The sequence below is a fragment of the Vibrio sp. SCSIO 43155 genome (assembly GCF_023716605.1).
Classification (GTDB): domain Bacteria; phylum Pseudomonadota; class Gammaproteobacteria; order Enterobacterales; family Vibrionaceae; genus Vibrio; species Vibrio harveyi.
Genome location: NZ_CP071853.1, coordinates 527,780 through 547,987, shown reverse-complemented (window position 1 = coordinate 547,987; position 20,208 = coordinate 527,780). Strand labels below are relative to the sequence as shown.

Below are 20,208 nucleotides of genomic sequence, written 5' to 3'. Positions count from 1 at the left end.
GTCGTTACTCCTTAGTCCTGAGATAGCTTAGTGAAACGTAGGTTCAATAGTGCTAGCGCGCCAACCAATAGGAAGATAAGCGTTGCGATTGCACTTGCTAGACCGAAGTCTTGACCACCTGCACCTTCAAACGCGATACGGTACGTGTAGCTTACTAGTAGGTCGGTGTAACCCGCTGGCTCAGAAGTACCAATCATGTTTGGACCACCGCCAGTCAATAGCTGAATCATTACGAAGTTGTTGAAGTTAAACGCAAAGCTCGCAATCAGTAGTGGAGTCAGAGGTTTAATCATCATAGGTAACGTTACTTTCATGAAGTTTTGGACGAAGTTCGCCCCATCGATTGCAGACGCTTCATAAAGGTCATCAGGAATCGCTTTTAGTAGACCCATACATAGAATCATCATGTAAGGGAAACCAAGCCAAGTGTTCACGATCATTACCATGGTTTTCGCTAGGAATGGGTCAGAGAACCAAGATGGGCTAATACCAAAGATAGCGTTCAATACCATGTTGATCTCACCAAAGCTTTGGTTGAAGAGACCTTTAAAGATTAGGATTGAGATAAACGCCGGAACCGCATAAGGCAGAATCAATAGTACTCGGTACACTGCTCGACCTTTAAGCTCCTCCCACTGAACAACACTCGCTAGAACTAAGCCAATAACTAGCGTGAACACAACCGTCAGGATTGAGAATACGACCGTCCAGATGAAGATACTGATGAAAGGCTCTTTGATGCCGTCGTCTTTCCAAACTCGCTCAAAGTTATCTGTGCCAATGTTTACGACAAAACCAGGAGAAACTGTGTTGCCAACAAACTGACCATTCTCATCAACGGGTTGGTAGTAACCCACATCCATGTTTGGACGCAATAGTTCTTGAGTACGGTTGTTGAACAGTGATTCGCCATCATCTTGAAGTGTGTATAGCGGAACCACAGCTGCGAACTTACGTAGACCGCTCATACGAATGTCATCGCCGCTTGGAAGGTGCAAGTCAACGCTGCTTAGTGCACTGCGGTTCTTAACGATAGTTTTGATTGGCTCTTTGTCACCAGTCGCTTCAGTGATAGGCGCTAAATCAAGATCCGTTGCAGAGAAGCCGTCAAGTTGGAAGGTTGGCGTTGCTAATAGCTCGTCGCCTTTCTTCACAACAATTTGATGACCTTGCTCAGTCTTGTACAGAGTGAATGGGAAACTTTCACCACTCTGATAAGTTCTGTCTAACAGTACAGTCTGTGCACGATCGAAAGAAAGCTGGTTTTTCGCGCTGTAGTTAGTAAACGCCAGACCGACGGTATATGCCAAAGGGAACAGGATGAATAGAATCATCCCGGCAATACCAGGGTAGATGTATCGGTGAGCGTAAGTTTTCTTACTACCAAAAATGAATAGCGCTAATGCGGTTAGAATGATCGTAAGTAGCGCAAACGCAATCTCACCGCGAGAATACATTAAGATAGTTGCGTAGCCATTGATAATGCCGACTGTGCCCAATAGTGCCCATTTGGTGAACACTTTTTTGCTGCTTGGTAGGCTGGCTTCTGGTGCTGTCATAGCATCTGTACCTTGAACTGACTGCATAGGGAACCTGCTAGCGAATATAGGATAAATATAGAAAAGTAAGGAGGAGTTGCCCCCTCCTTAAAAAGGGTATTACTGAATTATTTAGTCATTTGTTTTTCTGCATCTGCTAGAGCAGCATCTACAGTTTGACGACCGTCAACAACGTTGATGATAGCGTTCTTAGCTGCACCCCAGAATGCATTCATTTGTGGGATGTTTGGCATGATTTCACCGTTCATCGCGTTGTCCATTGTTGCTGCGATACGAGTATCTGAATCTAGCTCACGTTGGAACGAGTTAAGCGCTACTGCACCTAGAGGCTTGTCGTTGTTAACCATACGTAGACCATCGTTAGTTAGTAGGTAGTTCTCGATGAACTCTACCGCTAGGTCTTTGTTAGGTGATGCAGTGCTGATACCAGCAGTTAGTACACCAACGAATGGCTTAGAAGACTGACCTTGGAATTTAGGCAGTGTTGTTACACCGTAGTTGATGCCAGACTTCTCGATGTTGCCCCAAGACCACGGACCGTTGATAGTCATTGCTGCAGTACCTTGGTTGAACGCAGACTCAGATACTGAGTAGTCCATATCCGCAGAGATTACGCCTTTGTCTACTAGACCTTTAACGAAGTTCATCGCATCTTTCACGCCTTCCTTCGCGATACCAGCATCTTTAATGTCGTAACCTTCAGATGTGTATTTAAACGCGTAGCCGCCATCAGCTGCCATTAGTGGCCATGTGAAGTACGGTTCTTTTAGGTTCCACATGATCGCAGACTTACCGTCTTTCTTAAGCTTCGCATCTAGCGCTGCTACTTCTTCCCAAGTCTTAGGTGGGTTTGGAACAAGGTCTTTGTTGTAGATTAGAGATAGAGACTCAACTGCTACTGGGTAACCGATAAGTTTGCCGTCGTAACGAACTGCATCCCATGCAAAATCAACGATGCCGTCTTGAATTTCTTTAGATGGTTTGATTTCAGCTAGTAGACCAGATTCTGCGTAGCCACCGAAACGGTCGTGAGCCCAGAATACGATATCAGGACCATCACCTGTCGCTGCAGTTTGAGGGAACTTGTCTTGTAGACCGTCTGGGTGAGCCACTGTTACCTTGATGCCAGTGTCTTCTTCAAACTTCTTACCAACTTCAGCAAGACCGTTATAGCCTTTGTCGCCGTTGATCCAGATAGTCAGTTGTCCTTCTTCGATGGCAGCATTAGCACCAAAAGAACCCAAAGCAACAAGAGTACCTAGTGCTACAGCGCTTAATTTTTTCATGTTCGTATCCTTTTTATATTTTTGATGTAGGGCTAGTCCATTGAGGTTCAGCCGTATTTCGACATATATCATCTGAAATAATCCTATATGTCTCATCCTCCTAATCCCTACGCCCTTGCAATTATGACGTATTTTCGTGATCTGAATCGCCAAGGGTTAGAGACTCAAATCACAAAATGAATACTTCCTGTGATCGGTTTCAACTTTAGGTCACGCAATAATGTGATTTCAGCCCAACTCCCACTCTACTCCTCCTTTTTGACTCCTCCCCGCCTACTCCCCCTACAATTATTTCGATTAGGAGGATGTAGCAGTGAACACAATCTTAGAAACTGCAGTCATCCAAGAGTGGATGGTAAGAACCCTTTCCCAGCAGTACCTACCCTATAGGTGAAAAGATTTGCTGGTTTTTCATTGCCATACGAGTGGAATGTCATTATTGGTGTTGTTTGTGGTAATTATTTCACGGGGGAGACAACACGAATAATGTGGGGGAGAGAAACTCGTATTTGGCTATGATGGGTAGTGCTCCAGTTCAGGACATTTGGAGCGCTACCCTGTTTTTCTTACCAATCCCAATAACTTACCGATTCCTACTGTTACTGCTCGCTAGATAATTCATATAATGATGAGCGGTGAATAATAAAAATTGATCGAGGACGAGCTACATGGCGAGTGTCACGTTAAAAAATGTTTGTAAAGCGTATGGCGACGTACTGATTTCTAAGAACGTAGATCTAGAGATCAACGAAGGTGAATTCGTTGTTTTCGTAGGTCCATCAGGTTGTGGTAAATCTACCCTGCTACGTTGTATTGCCGGTCTTGAAGACATTACTTCAGGTGATTTGTATATTGGTGACCAGCGCATGAATGACGTAGAACCATCCAAACGTGGTGTTGGTATGGTGTTCCAGTCTTATGCTCTTTACCCACACCTAAACCTATATGACAACATGTCATTTGGTCTGAAACTAGCAAAAGCTGACAAAGCTGAAATCGATAAGCGTGTTGAACACGCAGCAGAAATTCTACAGTTGGGTCACCTGCTAGAGCGTCAACCAAAAGCACTTTCTGGTGGTCAACGTCAACGTGTTGCGATCGGTCGTACGCTTGTGTCTCAACCAGATGTATTCCTTCTTGATGAACCATTATCAAACTTGGACGCAGCACTGCGCGTAAACATGCGTGCGCAAATCACGAAGCTACAACGCCAGCTTGGTTGTACCATGATCTACGTTACGCACGATCAGGTTGAAGCGATGACAATGGCTGACAAAATTGTCGTTCTTGATGGTGGTTATGTATCACAAGTTGGTAAGCCATTAGAGCTTTACCACTACCCACAAAACCGTTTTGTTGCTGGTTTCATTGGTTCACCAAAGATGAACTTCATGAGTGTTTTCATTGACGAAGTCGAATCAGAGCGCGTAAAAGTACAACTTTCTAACGGTGTATCATTCTGGATCCCAGTAGATGGTACGACGGTGAACCGCGGTGACCGTATGTCACTAGGTATTCGCCCAGAGCACTTAGTTCAAGCCGTTGACGCTGATGCGACAATTCACGGTGAAGTGATGATCGTAGAGAAACTAGGTAACGAGACTCAAGTTTACCTAAACCTAGAAGGTGCGGACGCAGACGTTATCTACCGTCAACCAGATACACTACCAGTAGAGTCTGGTGACAAACTAGAAATCGGTATCCCTGCACATCGTTGTCACCTATTCCACAGCGATGGTCGCGCATGCCGCCGACTACATAAAGAAAACGGCGTAGATTTCGAGTAAAACTTCTTTCACCTTTGCTTGCTACCAATCCCTCTCATTCGAGAGGGATTTTTTATTTCCGAAACTAACGTATTAATTTTCCGTCCTAAGAATTAATTCGATAGACCATAAGCAAATTAAAACCTTAGTTTCTTTTCAATCCTTTACGATTAGTACTTTTACCCGCCCTACTCAGACAAGTATTAAGTTTTTCCTAAACTGCCAATATTAGCCGAAGGTCTAAATTTCATTCTTATTTCCACTTACCTAAACAGAGCGAATTTTTAAACTAATTTCCGAATTATGGTGATTGATAGATCGGTTTTCTGCGGTCACCGACAAACACATTTTATTTATCACTAAAAAGCGTTAACGACACGGATATTGGGAAACGACACCCAATGGCGGTAGCGTGTCTTAAGGGAAATTAGGTTATGAAACACAAAGGACTCATACGTTCTCATGAGATGGAATTCGCATTTTTATACCGCATCTCTGATCTCGTAGTCATCGTCTCGTTTATGCTGTTTTTGGTTGTCAAAGATGCCAACACGTCACTCTACAAAGATTACGTTATCCTATCTTTCGTAGGCAGCGTTTCTTTCCTCATCATGGCTGAGAGCGGAAAGCTATATCGTTCTTGGCGCACCAGTTCATTTAAAGAACAAATATTTATCCTGTGCATTTCATGGTTAGTGACCTGCACCTTCCTGTTTATGGTTCTGTACTTTTCTCAAGTACATGTCTTGTTCGAGCGCTACATTCTTGCATCTTGGTTCTTAATTACACCAGTACTACTTCTTTCTTGGCGCGTTGCGTTTCGTGCGGTCTTGGCATACATGAGAAAGATGGGCTACAACACTAGAACTGCAATTATTATTGGTCAAACGCCACACGGTTTAACACTTGCAAATGAACTAGAAAGCCACACAGAGCATGGTGTCTTATTTGATGGTTTCTACGATGAGCGCTCTAAAGACCGATTGCCAGAATCCGAATACCCAATAAAAGGCAATGTTGGGCTAGCCTTAGAACGAGCTAAACGCGGTGAAGTGGATTACGTTTATATCGCTATGCCAATGCACGCTAACGAGCGTATTGCATCATTCCTGACTCAGTTTTCAGACACCACGGCGAACACTTACCTTATCCCTGATTTCTTTACCTATAACTTACTGCACTCTCGTTGGGATCAAATAGGTCAAGTTCAAACACTCAGCGTTTTCGATACACCTTTCGCTGGTATTTCATCATGGGTAAAACGTCTAGAAGATATTGTTTTATCAAGCATTATCTTGCTTCTTATTTCACCAATCCTACTCGCAATTGCTATCGGCATTAAAGCTACATCTAAAGGTCCGGTTATCTTTAAGCAATTCCGCTACGGATTGGATGGCAGAAAAATTGAAGTTTGGAAGTTCCGTTCAATGACCACGATGGAGCAAGGGAACGACGTAAAACAAGCCACCAAAAACGATCCTCGCATTACACCATTTGGTGGGTTCCTACGTCGCACTTCTCTTGATGAACTGCCCCAGTTTATCAATGTTCTGCAAGGCACGATGTCGATTGTCGGTCCGCGTCCGCATGCGGTTTCACACAATGAGGAATATCGCCAAATCGTCGACCGTTACATGCTAAGACACAAAGTAAAACCAGGCATCACAGGCTGGGCACAAATCAATGGCTACCGTGGTGAGACCGATACACTCGATAAAATGGAAAAGCGTGTCGAGTTCGATTTGGATTACATCCACCAATGGTCAGTTTGGATGGACATCAAAATCATCTTCCTGACGATATTCAAAGGATTTACAGGTTCAAATGCGTACTAAGTCGATCATGATAAAAAAGACGTACTTGGGGGTTGTTCTAGCACTAAGCTCTGCTGCTTCAATGGCAGAACCGATGGCTTACAGAACCGAATCAGGCATTGAGTTTATTCCTACCGTAGGCGTGTTTTATGAAGGCAATGACAACATTGCGAAAGCTGACCAAGGTGAAAACGTTGAATCAGTAAATATTTGGGGTGTTGAGCCAAGCCTATTAACAAAGATTGAACGCAATCAATACCGTGCAGACTTGCTTTATAAATTAAGCGCGGGCTTCTCCTCTGATGAACAAAATGATTACGATGATCATCTTATTCAATTCACTAACTTCTTTGAGTTTAATCATCGTAACCGCTTGGTCTTGGATTACCAATTTCGCGCTCAGCATGAAGAAAAAGGTGAAGAGTTTACTGAGGGGCAAGGAAACAAAATTACCGATCCGTTGGAGTTTCATCGCAATGTTTTCAGATCCAATTACATATTGGGCTCTGACGGTTCAAAAGGACGGTTTGAGTTTGGTATAGGTTACCAAGATAAAACCTATCAGAACTACCGTGATGGACTGCCAGGAAAGCCTGACTCTAAAACCAAATACAACGACTTTCGAGCGCCGAGCGCGCATCTCGAATTTTATTTGCGCGCCACACCCAGGACTTATTGGTTAATCGGAACAAAACAAACCTTAACAGATTATCAAACAGATAATCCAAATGTACCTTCCAAAGATAATCACTCGGGCTTCTATTACACCGGTGCTCAGTGGGAAGTCACGGGGAAAACACAAGGTATCGCGCGATTGGGTTACCAAATAAAGGACTTCGATAGCCATCAAAGAGAAACCTTCGAGGGATTTAGTTGGGATATCGGATTGGAATGGCAACCACAGGAACACACGCTCCTGACCTTAAAGACGACTCAAGCTGCGGTTAGCCCAGATCAGGATGGCGATTACAACTTGCAAACTCGTTATACGCTAGCGCTCAAGCAAGATTGGAACAGCTACTTAACCACACGTTTAGAAGCACTCTATCAGCAAGATGACTATACCGGCGTCACACGTAACGAGGATCGCTACGCCTTGTCCGCAGGTGTGGATTATCAAATTAAGCGCTGGGTACTACTTAAGGCAGATTGGCGCTATCAAGATAAAAACTCCAACTTGCAGGGCTATAGTTTTGACCAAAACGTTTGGTCTATCAGTGCCCGATTCTCTTTATAACAAGGAATATCAATGAACCTTTTAACAACGCTGCTTGGCTTAACGCTGGTTCTATTTAGCGCCTTTGTTTCGGCAAATACCAGTGAGCAAGATTATTTGCTCGATACAGGCGATACCATTTCTGTACAAGTGTATGGCGAAGAAGATCTGACGATAAAAAACATCCTAATTACGTCAGATGGCTACTTCGATTACCCATACCTAGGACGCATCAAGGCGATCAACAAAACACCAAAACAGCTGAAATACGAAATAGAAACCGGGCTAAAAGGTGATTACCTCATTAACCCTAAAGTCATGGTCACAATCAACAGCTTTCGACTTTTCTATGTGAACGGTGAAGTAAGAAAACCAGGTGGGTTTGAATATCAACCAGGGCTCACCATAGAAAAAGCGATCGCTCTAGCCGGTGGTTTGACCGACCGAGCATCAAGAAAAAGTATCAACCTTACCCAACATGCAACAGGTAAAACTGTTGAAAGCGTCAACATGCAGCGCTCGGTAGAGCCTGGCGACATTGTATTTATCGATCAGAGCTTCTTCTAATGACAGGCAATTCAATGAACGGAATTCATTCTACTCATCCTTCTTCCAATCGCATCGAGTTGATTCGTTTTGGGCATCACTACCGAACACTTAAAAAGAACTGGTTAAGCATTCTAGCGTTTACCATCATCTTTTCTCTCACTTGCACTTGGTATATCTATTCGAAAAAGTCGGTATACCAAGCCACTGCTACCCTTCTTATTCAAGAAGAGCAAAAAAGTGCACTCTCAATTGAAGAAGTGTACGGCGTGGACACCACTAAAAAAGAGTACTTTCAAACTCAAATCGCCATTCTTAAATCAAATCACATTGCCGACAAAGTGATTACTCAGCTTAACTTAACCCAGCACCCTGAGTTCACAGGGTCAAGTAGATTTGAGCAGAAAATCGATGAGATTAAGTCCATCCCACTAGTACAAGATGTGTTACGAGTGTCTCCAAACCCTGAAGAAACTCAACAGCATGCAAAGCCATACTACCAAGCTCTTCAAGCATTCAAAGAGAAGCTAGAGATCGAACCTGTACGTAACACTCAGCTAGTGAAAATTCGCTTTCGCTCTACTGATCCCGAGCTTGCTACCAAGATTGCGAATGCCGTCGGTCAGGCATACATCGATACCAACTTCGAAGCCAAGTTAGTAATTACTCAAAACGCAGCGACTTGGTTGACCAATAACTCACAAAAGCTAGAACAACGCTTGAGAACGTCTGAGCAAGCGCTACAAGACTTCTTATTGCAAGAAGGTCTTATTGATATCAATGGTATTGATGATATCTACGCCAGTGAACTCGAAGAGCTAAGCCGCAAGTTAAATGCCGCGATTAATAACCGTATTGAAGCGCAGACTCTGATCGACCTTTTGAAGCGTAAATCTTCACAAGACTTAGATAGCCTTCTGTCTATCGACGAATTTGCAAACCAAGCGCAGATCCGCGATCTTAAACTTTCTGAAGCTCAAGCTGAGAAAAATGTCTCTGAGCTTTCTCAACGCTATGGACCAAAGCATGACCGTATGGTTCAAGCTAGGGCTCAGCTAGATTCAATTCGCACCCGAACTCAACAGCTGATTCGCGAAATCTCATTCAGCAAACAACAAGACTTACTCGCAGCGAAAGCGCAAGAAGATATGCTTCGCGCGGAATTAGACAGCAAAAAGTCAGATTTCCAAATGTTAGGCTCCCAAAAAGCCAAGTATGAGCAACTGAAGCGAGAGGTCGAATCGAACAAAGATTTGTATGAAGCGTTTTTGAACCGCGAGAAAGAGACCAGCGCCACTAGCGATTACAAAAACGTCACTGCGCGTTTTACTGATCCAGCAATCATTCCGCTTTTCCCAATTGCGCCACAACGTATGAAGCTGGTGTTAATTGCAACCTTCTTTGGTTTTGCTATTGCCTGTGCGCTTGTCATCATTTTAGAAACATTGCGTGAAGTGATTCGTACTTCTTCAGATGTACAAGAAAAGCTGGGTGTCACCTGTCTAGGCACAATACCAAGAGTGAAAAAGCGTAATCTACGCAAAGGTGGGGTGAGCTATACAGCTTATCTCGACAAAGATGAGAAACTGTTCAGCGAAGCCTGCCGCTCGGTCAGAACCTCTCTCCTGCTCAGATTAACAAACTCGAAACAGAAAGTGCTCCCTTTCACTTCAGCTATTCCAGAAGAAGGCAAAACATCAACGAGCATCAATATGGCAGTGTCTTTTTCCACCATGGAGAAAGTCTTGATCATCGATTGCGACTTACGCAGACCATCGATCGCCAAACGTTTTAATATCTCGGAGTCGAGCCCTGGACTCACCAATATCCTTACGATGGATACATCGCTAAGTGAGTGTATTGTTCGCAGCGAGGAGGCGAATCTAGATGTATTGCCTGCAGGGATTATTCCACCAAACCCACAAGAGTTGTTGGCATCCGATCGTTTCGACAAATTGATCGAATACCTCAAGGGGAAATACGACCGCATCATTATTGATACGCCTCCACTGCTATCAGTGAGCGATGCACTCATTCTAGGTAAGAAAGCAAACGGATTAATTACGGTAATCCGATCAGAATCGACCAAGGCATCATTGGTTAACGCAGCGCTATCTAAACAAATTCAACACTCAGTTCCTTCGCTTGGCGTTCTGATTACTCAGGCAAAATCAAAGGAAGGAGAAGCGAATTATGTCCAGCAGTACGCCTATTAGCCTTAGCATGCAGTGGTACCAACTGTTAAAGGAGCAGGACAGCCCGGTACTGATTTATCAAATGGGAAAAGTGGGGTCGAGCGCGTTGGAGAAATCGATTCCAAAATCGATTCATCTACACGATCTGATGTCTATCGATGCAGAAAAACAGATATCTCCAGTTCGTGCACAACTGCATAACCCTGCGACTAACTACATCAAGCGCTTATTAAAGCGCTTGATCATGAGTCGCATGCTCAAGCGTAAGAAACAAGTCCGCATCATTTCTTTAGTGCGTGAGCCGATTGGTCGAAACATATCTATGTTCTTCCAATCCCTACCATTCTGGATGGCGGCAAAGTACTTAAACGATGACAGTGCAGTACGCTCTGAACGTTCTCAATTGTTACATGAAGCTTTTGAGGAGCATGTAAACCATCAATATCCATTGGAATGGTTTGATAATGAAATCAAGCCACTCACTGGCATCGACGTGTTTACACACCCTTTTGATCATGAGCTTGGATATCAAGTTTACCAAAAGGACAACTTCTCTCTTATGGTTGTTCGTGTCGATAAACTCGATCAGTCACAAAAAGCAATTAGCACCTTTTTACAACAAGAAGTAAAGGTGCAGCATGACAACCAAGCCGATAACAAGTGGTACTCCCCTCTTCTTGTTGAATTTAAACGTACTTTTCATCCCAAAGTAGCGCTCATTGAAGAAATGCTCACTTCTAAATTCACTAAGCATTTCTTTTCTGCATCTGAGATCGAAAAGTTCAAAAAAGATTACTTATCTGCCTAATTATGAAAACAAAAATACTTCATATCATCAATGACTTATCCAAAAATGGGGGCGCGCAAAAATTCCTTGTGGATCTTGTGATGGAACACGCACCTCAATACGATATAAAGATTCTTGTATTGTGCGATGACAACGACTATCTGGACTTGTTATCTGCTCAAGGCATCGAATGTTGTAACTGGAAAACGCTTTCACTAAAAGAAAAGTGGTCACTGTTGCGTTGGCCTGATTTAGTTCATGGTCACCTATATCCTTCCATCTATCTCGCGCTATTAGCTGTGGGGAAAAAACGAATTCAAACCGAGCATTGTTCTTATAACCGCCGCCGTGACTACCCCCTATTCAAATTCATGGAACACCTGCTTTACAGAGGTCATAACCTTACTGTTAGCATCAGTGAAAAAGTGCAAGAAGAGCTCGTGAAATTCATGCCTCACTACCAACACAAATATCGTGTTGTACACAATGGCGTTGATCTCGAACGTTTTCCAATGGTCGCAAAGTCCGCCAGTTCAGTGCTACAAAAGCCAGTTATTAATATCGGTATGGTCGGAAGACTGCATGAGCATAAAGACCATGAAACCTTGATTCGTGCGACTGCCCTAATGCCGACCAATTATGAGCTTCACTTAGCGGGAGATGGCAGTAAACGCACCGAACTACAGTCTCTTAGTCATCAACTCAATATTGCCGAAAGGGTTCATTTTCACGGCATCATCTCTGATATTCCGTCATTCCTGAGCGACATCGACGTATACGTCCAGTCTTCTAAAGTGGAAGGCTTCGGTTTAGCTGCGGTTGAGGCGATGGCAGCAGGTTTGCCAGTATTGTCTTCTGACGTACCTGGATTAGATGAAGTCATGGGCAGCAGCGAATACCTGTTTGATCTGGGAGATTCAAAGCAACTTGCCCACAAATTAACTCAACTTTGCACCACCCAAGAAATGTACAACAGAGCAAGCGAGTACTCAGTTAATCGCGCCAAGTTATACACCATCGACAAATTCCGAGACGGTTACTATGGACTTTACCAGCAACTCTGCACCAGTAAGTAGTCGCATCTCATTACTGGCAGCAATTACGCTCTCCCTCTTTTTCGCACCATTTAAAGTGGGAGCAGGTAGCCTCGTACTCGCGCCTTCCGATATTGCAAGCTTGCTCTCGATCGGTTTGGTGGCTCTTATCATACTGGAAGGTAAGACCCATGCATTGCTACATCCTCGCATGGGCTTCTTATTACTGTTTACCAGCTATGTTTTTGTCAATGGACTTCTTAATCGTGTCCCATTTATGCCTTTGGTTACGGAGACAGTTCAATGGGTTGCCATATTAAGTTTGCTGTGTTTGCTTTACGCCTACGGTGTCTTTAACGACGACCGAATCATGGTCTATTTTACATACAGCTTACTGGTGATTTGCTCTCTTGTTGCGCTGTGGCACTTCTCACAAGGCTACCAGAGTGGATTCAAGCTATTGGGCGTGAGTAAGTACGCCTTCGGTGTTCTCTGCTCCCTACTCTACCTTTACAGAGACAAAATCCGCGCCTTTCCCCTATTAATGCTATTTGCATTCGTACTACTGGTTCTTTCTCAAGAGAGAAAAGCGTTGCTCGGTTTTTGTTTGTTGGTTTTTATGGATCAACTGGTGATCAAGCGATTAGTACGACAAACCATCAGTGAGACCTACACTTGGACTGTTCTGATTGGGGTAAGTTTGGTCATCTTCTTCGTCGTATCAACAACGCTTTACGTGGGTTTTGACCAGCTTGCAGACAAGCTCGAAATTACTCAAGAAGACATCCTATTTGCCAACCAAAGTGAAGCGCGTTGGGTCTCCAATTTACACCGTAAATTGCTCTTGGCAAACGGGTTAGACATCTTGCTTCAATATCCAATTTTAGGTGTCGGAGCAAAGATGTTACCTCACTACATGATCAACTACTTTAACTACGATGAGTTAGCGATTTACACCCACAACTTTGTTCTAGATACCTCTATCGAATACGGGCTATTAGGCATTTTGTTGTTATTTGGTGGTTATGTGCACTTTATGAAGGGCTGTTTCAACTCATTGGAAGAGAATAGAAAGAGCTTCCTACTCGCAATCTACGCTCTAATCATGGTGTTTTTTGTCGCCGTGAATACCACCATCATTTTAATACTTTTACTACCCGTCATGATCAGTAAAGCAAGGCATTATAACCTCCAGCAAGAGACAACCGTTTCGGCAGAGTTCCACTCTCAACCTGCTCATGATTCAAAACCCAATTAACTGATTTCGCCACCAACCAACAAATAGAAATGGCGAAGAGCAAACAATTTAAAGCTATCAAGGATAGGATAAATGAAATATTCAATCTCTCGACAATTTGAGAAAAACCGAGAACTTCAAGCAGACAATTTCGTGCTGGTTTACCAAATGGGTAAAGTCGGTTCGTCGTCTATTGAGCATACTTTGGGTGAGCGTAAAATTCCGAGCTACCACATCCACACGTTTGATGATCACGAAGAGTTCCAGATGTACCACAATAAAAAAGATGTGAGTAAATTCTTCGACTTTAAAAACCGCACCATGTATCGCCTTGTTCTCAACAAAAGAAAACGCATCTTACAAAAGCGCGACAACATCAAGATTGTGACTCTGGTACGTGATCCAATTGCAACGGTTTTCTCCCGCTTTTTCCAAGACCTGCATATTCAATTCGTCGAAGGCAAGAAAAACGACGCTATTCATCGCGATATGGATGTGACTTACAAACATTTAGAGCATTGCTTCGATAACTACCTTAACCTTAATTATTTTGCTAACTGGTTCGATAACGAGCTTAAACGTAACTTCAACATCGATGTACTTCGCCAAGAGATTGATAACACTCAACCTTTTTATACATTCAGTAATGAAAAGGCGAGTGTCATTCTAATTAAATGCGAACAGCTGAGCTCCCTTGATAAAGAGATCGGTGAGTTTCTTCAGCTTGATGATTTTATTCTTAAAAACAGCAACGAAGCAAAAAACAAGTGGTATTCCAATATCCATCAGTACTTCAAAGAGCGTTACGACTTCTCCAAGCTTTTCTACATGTACGATCTTCCTCTTTATCGTCACCTTTACTCAGAGCAAGAGCGTGCAGCATTTAAGAACAAGTGGAAGCAAACTCCAGGGACCAAAGCATAATGAAGAAAGTACTGCACATAACCGAAGCTTTTGGCGGTGGGGTTCAAACAGCACTCTACAGCTACGTTCACTCTTCGCGTAGCGAAGCATTCGAGCATTCATTGCTTGCTCGTGCTCGCTCAAATGATATGACTAATGAATCAAGCAACCATGTCTTTAGCCACACAAAATGGGTAGAGGGCAACTTATTGCAATTCATGAAGGACGCAAACGCATTCATTGCGGAGCTCAAGCCAGATTTTGTTCACTTGCACTCAAGTAAAGCGGGCTTCCTCGGTCGATTCTTAAAGCTCGGTCATGCTCGCCTTATCTACACGCCCCACTGTTATGCATTTGAACGTGAAGACATTTCCAATTTTGCCAAACAGATTTACAAGACGTTAGAAAAAATCGCGCTTAAAAAAATCGATGTTGTTGCTGGGTGCAGTCAACGCGAATGCGATTTAGCCATCAGCATAGGCGCTAAGCGCGCTGAGTTACTCAATAACTACGTAACCTATGGTAGCGAAGAGCGCAGTCCAAATACTAACAAAACTCAACTGAAATTGGTCATTCTAGGACGAGTCGCTCCACAAAAAGATCCTCAGTTCTTGCTTGATACACTCGGTCAAATCAAAAAGGCTGAGTTAGCACATGATATTGATATCACTTGGATTGGTGGCGGCGAGAGAGAGCTTGAAGATCAGTTACGTGCACAAGGTATTAAAGTCACGGGCATGATTCCACGAGATGAAGTCGTTAGCCTACTCAAAACTTCGGATTTGTACTTACATACTGCTGCTTGGGAAGGTATGCCGCTGACCATTCTTGAAGCGGCGAAGCTGCATTTACCTATGGTCATTCGCTCTATCGGTGCCACCAAAGATCTTAACTACCCTTTCTTGGCACAAGGTCCACAAGAGATGGCAAAACAAATCACCCATTGCATTAATCACTACCACGATATTGACTTCAATCAGTACTCAAAGAAGCTCAATGAAACATTTAGTGAAGAAAAACAACGAATCGCGCTAATCAGCATTTACAGCTAGAGGATCAAATGCTTCAACAACTACAACAAAAGCGCGCAGCCACTCAGAACAAGGAAAAAAGTCTGTTTTCCCTCGGCTTTCAAACCGCAGTTACCCGTGTTCTGAGTGCTGGTTTTGCGTTTCTTTTAACGCTCATCGTTTCCCGAGTCACAGATGCATCGACATCAGGGCAGTTTTTCTTTTTGTTTAATCTCGCTTACTTCACTGCCATTATTTCTCAGTTAGGATTTGATGTTTCGCTTGTTAAGTACAACGCTATTGGTTTCTCGAATAACAATAGTGAGGAACAGAGCAACAACTACCGTATCGCGCTAGCACGAAGTCTGTTGTTTAGTGTAGCAGCGTGTACTTTTATCTACTTGGCATTCAACTTTTTCCCTAAACACGTAAACACAACTGGCGTTTCCGACGCTGCACTGGCACTTGCTTTGTTGTCGATCCCATTACTCGTTATTGGGCAGACAAATAGCCGAGTATTGCAAGCCTCTAGACGAGTTGTCCCCTCGCTATTTGCGTTACAACTCGGCGTGAGCTTCTTTATGGTTGCGCTGGTATTAGTGGCTCAGAGAGCTTACTCAATTGATGCAGATCTCCTTATGATTTTACTCGTCATAGCAACAGGGGCTGTCGCTCTCCAATCGAGCATCAAATGGCTTAAGTCTGATCAATATAGTCATGGGAAAACGGAGAAAAATACCGAGCTAACCTATTCAGCAAAACAAGTTTGGTTTGGCAGCATCTTTTCCAATTTGGTTCAATGGGGCAGCTTGGTCATTGCGGGTTTCTTTCTCGCAACTTCCGATCTTGGCTTACTCGCTGCAGCACAACGCACCTCATTACTCATTGGCTTTGTGTTAGTCACAATTAACTTCGTCGTCGCTCCGATGTTTGCTTCACTCTATAAGGAAGGAAAACGAGATCGACTGCAAAGCCTTAGTCGTTTGGCATGCCGTGCAAATATTGGAGCAGCAATGATTCCCGTGGTTGTGTGCGTCGCCTTTCCTGAGTTTGTTATGCAACTGTTTGGCAAAGAGTTTACTGCAGCTGCGCCCTTACTCGTTGCATTGTCGCTAGGGCAACTAGTGAATGTAGCAACAGGTTCAGTTGGGTTTTTATTGCTTATGAGTGGACATGAAAAGACCATGAAATACATCACTATCGTGTCTGGTGTCATCTCCATTACATTACTGGTCACGCTCTCTCAATGGTACGGCGTATTAGGTGCAGCTTGGGCAATGGCGATAGGTTTAGCAATCCAAAACTTAGCCGCACTCTACTTCGTGAAACGTTATCTTGGCTTTTTTCCTGTGGGGTAAATATGACAAATACGATTGCACGAATTAGCTTTATCGGAGTGTTACTACTGACGATTTCTCTATCGCTTTGGAAGAGTTCTGATATCAGTCATGCCACGTACCAAAATCTAGAGAATTATGTCGGCGGCTCAAGTACGTTACATTTTACCTTTAGCCTTTTGATTGGTTTTCTAGCCGTGTTTAACTTCCCTAAATGGGTGACAGCAACAAATGCGGACATGTTTGGTATTCGGTTACTGATCGTCCTATTGTTTATCGTCTCTTTAGAGGAGTTCAGCCAATTGTTTATCGCAACTCGCTCCTTCAGTTTTGATGACTTAAGCACTAATTGGATCGGTATTATATTAGGTTACTTCTGTGCCAAACTTATAAAACTCATTGTTAAATAATAATATTTTCGGCGCACTCAACACTCTAAAGCGACAAACTATACACCTCGAAATAGCGACTCTACATAGGCGTCTTTGGTGAGCACTTTTTTGGATATTTTTCTTAAAGGGCGAGATATACTCTCGCCCTATTACATTAATATGAGCATCGGTTATGTCTTCACATCCAACTAAAATCACCTTCTTTGAATTCCTAACACCACTTATCACTGCAGGTAAAAAGACAATCACGATTCGTGATGAATCAGAAAGCCACTACGTGCCCAATACCGAAGTGGAAGTGTTTACCTTGGAAACAGATCGCAAGGTATGCGACATTAAAATCCTGTCAGTAGCACCACTGAAGTTTGATGACATCAATGAGTTCCACGCAGAGCAAGAAGCGATTGAACTGCCAAAACTGAAAGAACTTATCCGTGAGATCTACCCAAATATCGATGAGCTGTATGTGATTGAATACGAACTGATCAAGTAAGATTTACAAATTACTAGACGACTGGTCTAATCGCTTTTATAGTATTAGTCATGAATGCAAAAACGAACGATACACGCCAACACATTCTTGATGTCGGCTACCAGTTGGTAGTGACCAAAGGTTTTACCAGTGTTGGACTCTCAGAACTATTAAAGGTAGCGGATGTGCCGAAAGGCTCTTTCTACCACTACTTCAAGTCGAAAGAGCAATTTGGTGAGGCATTGATTGAAGATTACTTCTCTCGCTACCTTAAAATGATCACAGCCCACTTTACTGAAAGTGAAGGCTCTGGTTCCGAGCGCCTGTTGAGCTACTTCGAGCGCTGGATGGCGATTGAAAATGGTCAATGTAATGCCAACAAATGCTTGGTGGTGAAGTTGAGCGCGGAAGTTTCTGATCTTTCAGAAGCAATGCGTGTAAGACTGGCTTCGGGTGCCACTCAAGTGGTGAAAGCCATCGAAGATTGTGTCCAAGCGGGCATTGAAGACGGCTCTATCCAAGTTGAATCAGCAGAACAAACCGCCCACCTGATTTATCATCAATGGATTGGTGCAAGCTTACTCAACAAACTGTATCAGGATCGTTCCGGCTTAATACGCAGCTTTGAGAGCACTCAAAGTATGCTAAAAGGCAAATAACGAACCACACTTAATCCGCCTTATTTTTACCCAAAAAGTACGGCGGATTTTTTAGGAATCAAAACTAGACGACTGGTCTAATAATTAATATAGGAACTTACCATGACCCAAACGCTCAACCGTCAAATCGTATTGGCTAACCGTCCAAAAGGTTTGCCTGTCCCAGAGAACTTCCGTTTAGAACAAACTGCCATCCCTACTCCGAGTGAGGGTGAAGTGCTTTTACGTAGCGTGTACCTGTCTCTTGACCCATATATGCGCGGCCGTATGAATGAAGGAAAATCCTACGCAGATCCTGTTGAACTAAACGATGTGATGGTTGGCGGAACCGTTTGTCAGGTGGTGGAATCGAAGAACTCTGACTTCCAAGCAGGCGAATGGGTAGTGGCTTACACAGGGTGGCAAGATTACGCGCTATCTAACGGCGAAGGTCTGTTTAAATTAGGCAGTGAGCCGACGCATCCTTCTTATGCCCTTGGTGTGCTTGGTATGCCTGGCTTTACCGCTTATGTGGGTTTATTGGAAATTGGTCAGCCTAAAGCTGGTAATACCTTAGTTGTCGCTGCTGCAACCGGTGCGGTCGGTTCTATGGTTGGTCAAATCGGTAAGCTAAAAGGTTGTCGTGTAATCGGTATCGCAGGCGGCGCAGAGAAGTGTCAGTACGCAAAAGAGACCCTAGGCTTTGATGATTGTCTTGATCACACCGCAGATGACTTTGCAGAGCAACTAGCAGCAACATGCGACAAAGGTATCGATGTCTACTTTGAAAACGTAGGCGGTAAAGTCTTTGATGCCGTGTTACCTCTGTTAAATGTCGGCGCTCGCGTGCCACTTTGTGGTTTGATTTCTCAATACAACGCGACAGCGTTACCAGAAGGTCCCGATCGTATGTCGATGTTGATGGGCAACATCCTGGTCAAACGCATCAAGATGCAAGGTTTCATCATTTTTGATCACTATGAGCAAAGCTACACAAATTTCGTGAAAGATGTAAGCCAATGGCTAACGGAAGGCAAAATCCACTACCGTGAGCATTTAGTGGAAGGTTTAGAAAATGCGCCAGAAGCATTCATCGGTCTGCTGGAAGGCAAAAACTTCGGCAAACTTGTTATTAAAACTAATCAACCTGTATAAGAAAAGGATTCTTCTATGATTAAACTGCATCACTTAAACCAGTCTCGTTCAAAACGCATCATTTGGTTACTAGAAGAGCTGGACGTAGATTATGAGGTCGTACCCTATCTTCGTGACAACGTCACCTTTCTTGCTCCGCCTGAGCTCAAGAGCATTCACCCACTCGGCAAGTCACCCGTATTGGAAGATGGCGACGAGATCGTTACAGAGTCTGGTGCCATCACTGAATACTTAATTGAGAAGTACGCGGACGGGCGTTTTGCACCAGAACGTGGCAGCAAAGCTTACACGCAATACATTCAATGGATGCACTTTGCAGAGAGCTCAGCCATGGTTCCATTGCTTCTCAAAATGTTTGTCGCAAAAGATGGCGCGCAAACAAATTTCCTAGCTGACTATGCAGATGCGGAAACCATGAAAGTCATGGGTTACGTTGATCAAAGCCTTGAAGGAAAAACCTACTTTATTGAAGAGCGGCTAACAGGCGCGGATTTCATGATGTCGTTTATTGTCGACATCCTAAACAAGTTTGGCGTTATTGAGCGTTTCCCTAACATTCAACGCTATGGTGCACAGCTTGCCACTCATCCAGCATTCCACAAAGCTGAAGAGCTAGAAGTAAAGTATGGCTAACTTAATGACTGCCAATCTGCGCTGAGTAGCCTAAGTTTCTGTCTATTTCCGATTTAATTGAAATAGACAGAAATTATTCATATAAGCCATATTCAAGAACAACCTTTAATCCATACGACAAATAATGTTAATTGACACAAAGGCATTGTTTAACAAGCACTTAAAGCATAGGTGATACCTATCACACTGATTGCTAATAACAGTTTTTTTATTCTCAGTTGCAGCGCT

18 protein-coding genes are annotated in these 20,208 nt (G+C 43.5%); 16 read left to right on the top strand and 2 right to left on the bottom strand.

Translation table 11 applies throughout. The features are described from left to right. Positions 1–11: 11 nt before the first annotated feature. Complete coding sequence (malF, locus tag J4N44_RS19565) at positions 12–1,586, bottom strand: maltose ABC transporter permease MalF (protein WP_005453407.1); 1,575 nt, start codon at positions 1,584–1,586, stop codon at positions 12–14. Positions 1,587–1,666: 80 nt separating this feature from the next. After that, positions 1,667–2,845 carry a maltose/maltodextrin ABC transporter substrate-binding protein MalE gene (malE, locus tag J4N44_RS19560; RefSeq protein WP_005453405.1) on the bottom strand — a complete coding sequence of 393 codons (1,179 nt, stop codon included), beginning with the start codon at positions 2,843–2,845 and terminating at the stop codon, positions 1,667–1,669. Between the two features lie 668 nt (positions 2,846–3,513). On the opposite strand from malE, the gene malK reads away from it, so the two are divergent. The 16 genes from malK to J4N44_RS19480 all read left to right on the top strand — a co-directional run bounded on the left by malK (position 3,514) and on the right by J4N44_RS19480 (position 19,980). After that, positions 3,514–4,632 (top strand): maltose/maltodextrin ABC transporter ATP-binding protein MalK, encoded by a 1,119-nt coding sequence (gene malK / locus J4N44_RS19555; RefSeq protein WP_005453403.1) that lies wholly within the window; start codon positions 3,514–3,516, stop codon positions 4,630–4,632. 413 nt (positions 4,633–5,045) lie between these two features. After that, positions 5,046–6,446 carry an undecaprenyl-phosphate glucose phosphotransferase gene (locus J4N44_RS19550; protein ID WP_005453401.1) on the top strand — a complete coding sequence of 467 codons (1,401 nt, stop codon included), beginning with the start codon at positions 5,046–5,048 and terminating at the stop codon, positions 6,444–6,446. Beyond that, positions 6,436–7,662, top strand: coding sequence for an outer membrane beta-barrel protein (locus J4N44_RS19545; RefSeq protein ID WP_061066257.1), 1,227 nt, complete (start codon positions 6,436–6,438; stop codon positions 7,660–7,662). The genes J4N44_RS19550 and J4N44_RS19545 overlap by 11 nt, the downstream gene beginning before the upstream one ends. A gap of 12 nt (positions 7,663–7,674) precedes the next feature. Next, positions 7,675–8,208, top strand: coding sequence for a polysaccharide biosynthesis/export family protein (locus J4N44_RS19540; protein WP_005453398.1), 534 nt, complete (start codon positions 7,675–7,677; stop codon positions 8,206–8,208). Next, positions 8,208–10,403 (top strand): GumC family protein, encoded by a 2,196-nt coding sequence (locus J4N44_RS19535; RefSeq protein WP_017819346.1) that lies wholly within the window; start codon positions 8,208–8,210, stop codon positions 10,401–10,403. The genes J4N44_RS19540 and J4N44_RS19535 overlap by 1 nt, the downstream gene beginning before the upstream one ends. Then, positions 10,381–11,190, top strand: coding sequence for a putative capsular polysaccharide synthesis family protein (locus J4N44_RS19530; protein WP_017188677.1), 810 nt, complete (start codon positions 10,381–10,383; stop codon positions 11,188–11,190). Before J4N44_RS19535 ends, J4N44_RS19530 begins: the two co-directional genes overlap by 23 nt. A 2-nt stretch (positions 11,191–11,192) precedes the next feature. Then, positions 11,193–12,245: a glycosyltransferase gene (locus J4N44_RS19525; protein ID WP_252045625.1), complete on the top strand. Its 1,053-nt coding sequence runs from the start codon at positions 11,193–11,195 to the stop codon at positions 12,243–12,245. After that, a complete protein-coding gene (locus tag J4N44_RS19520) occupies positions 12,211–13,461 on the top strand; it encodes an O-antigen ligase family protein (protein WP_017188676.1) in 1,251 nt (416 codons plus the stop codon). The genes J4N44_RS19525 and J4N44_RS19520 overlap by 35 nt, the downstream gene beginning before the upstream one ends. 72 nt (positions 13,462–13,533) lie before the next feature. Then, a complete protein-coding gene (locus tag J4N44_RS19515; protein WP_252045624.1) occupies positions 13,534–14,364 on the top strand; it encodes a putative capsular polysaccharide synthesis family protein in 831 nt (276 codons plus the stop codon). Continuing rightward, positions 14,364–15,395, top strand: coding sequence for a glycosyltransferase (locus tag J4N44_RS19510; protein WP_252045623.1), 1,032 nt, complete (start codon positions 14,364–14,366; stop codon positions 15,393–15,395). Before J4N44_RS19515 ends, J4N44_RS19510 begins: the two co-directional genes overlap by 1 nt. A gap of 8 nt (positions 15,396–15,403) precedes the next feature. Further along, positions 15,404–16,711, top strand: coding sequence for a lipopolysaccharide biosynthesis protein (locus J4N44_RS19505; protein ID WP_050937123.1), 1,308 nt, complete (start codon positions 15,404–15,406; stop codon positions 16,709–16,711). Positions 16,712–16,713: 2 nt separating this feature from the next. Beyond that, positions 16,714–17,100, top strand: a complete 387-nt coding sequence (locus J4N44_RS19500) for a VanZ family protein (protein ID WP_009697151.1) — start codon at positions 16,714–16,716, stop codon at positions 17,098–17,100. A gap of 154 nt (positions 17,101–17,254) precedes the next feature. Then, a complete protein-coding gene (gene yqfB / locus J4N44_RS19495; RefSeq protein ID WP_005432046.1) occupies positions 17,255–17,575 on the top strand; it encodes a N(4)-acetylcytidine aminohydrolase in 321 nt (106 codons plus the stop codon). Between the two features lie 50 nt (positions 17,576–17,625). After that, entirely contained in the window at positions 17,626–18,213 is a 588-nt protein-coding gene (locus tag J4N44_RS19490) for a TetR/AcrR family transcriptional regulator (RefSeq protein WP_009697152.1), read from the top strand. A 102-nt stretch (positions 18,214–18,315) separates the two neighbouring features. Then, positions 18,316–19,347, top strand: a complete 1,032-nt coding sequence (gene curA, locus J4N44_RS19485; protein WP_252045622.1) for an NADPH-dependent curcumin/dihydrocurcumin reductase — start codon at positions 18,316–18,318, stop codon at positions 19,345–19,347. A gap of 15 nt (positions 19,348–19,362) precedes the next feature. Next, entirely contained in the window at positions 19,363–19,980 is a 618-nt protein-coding gene (locus tag J4N44_RS19480; protein ID WP_252045621.1) for a glutathione S-transferase family protein, read from the top strand. The last annotated feature ends 228 nt before the right edge of the window (positions 19,981–20,208 follow it).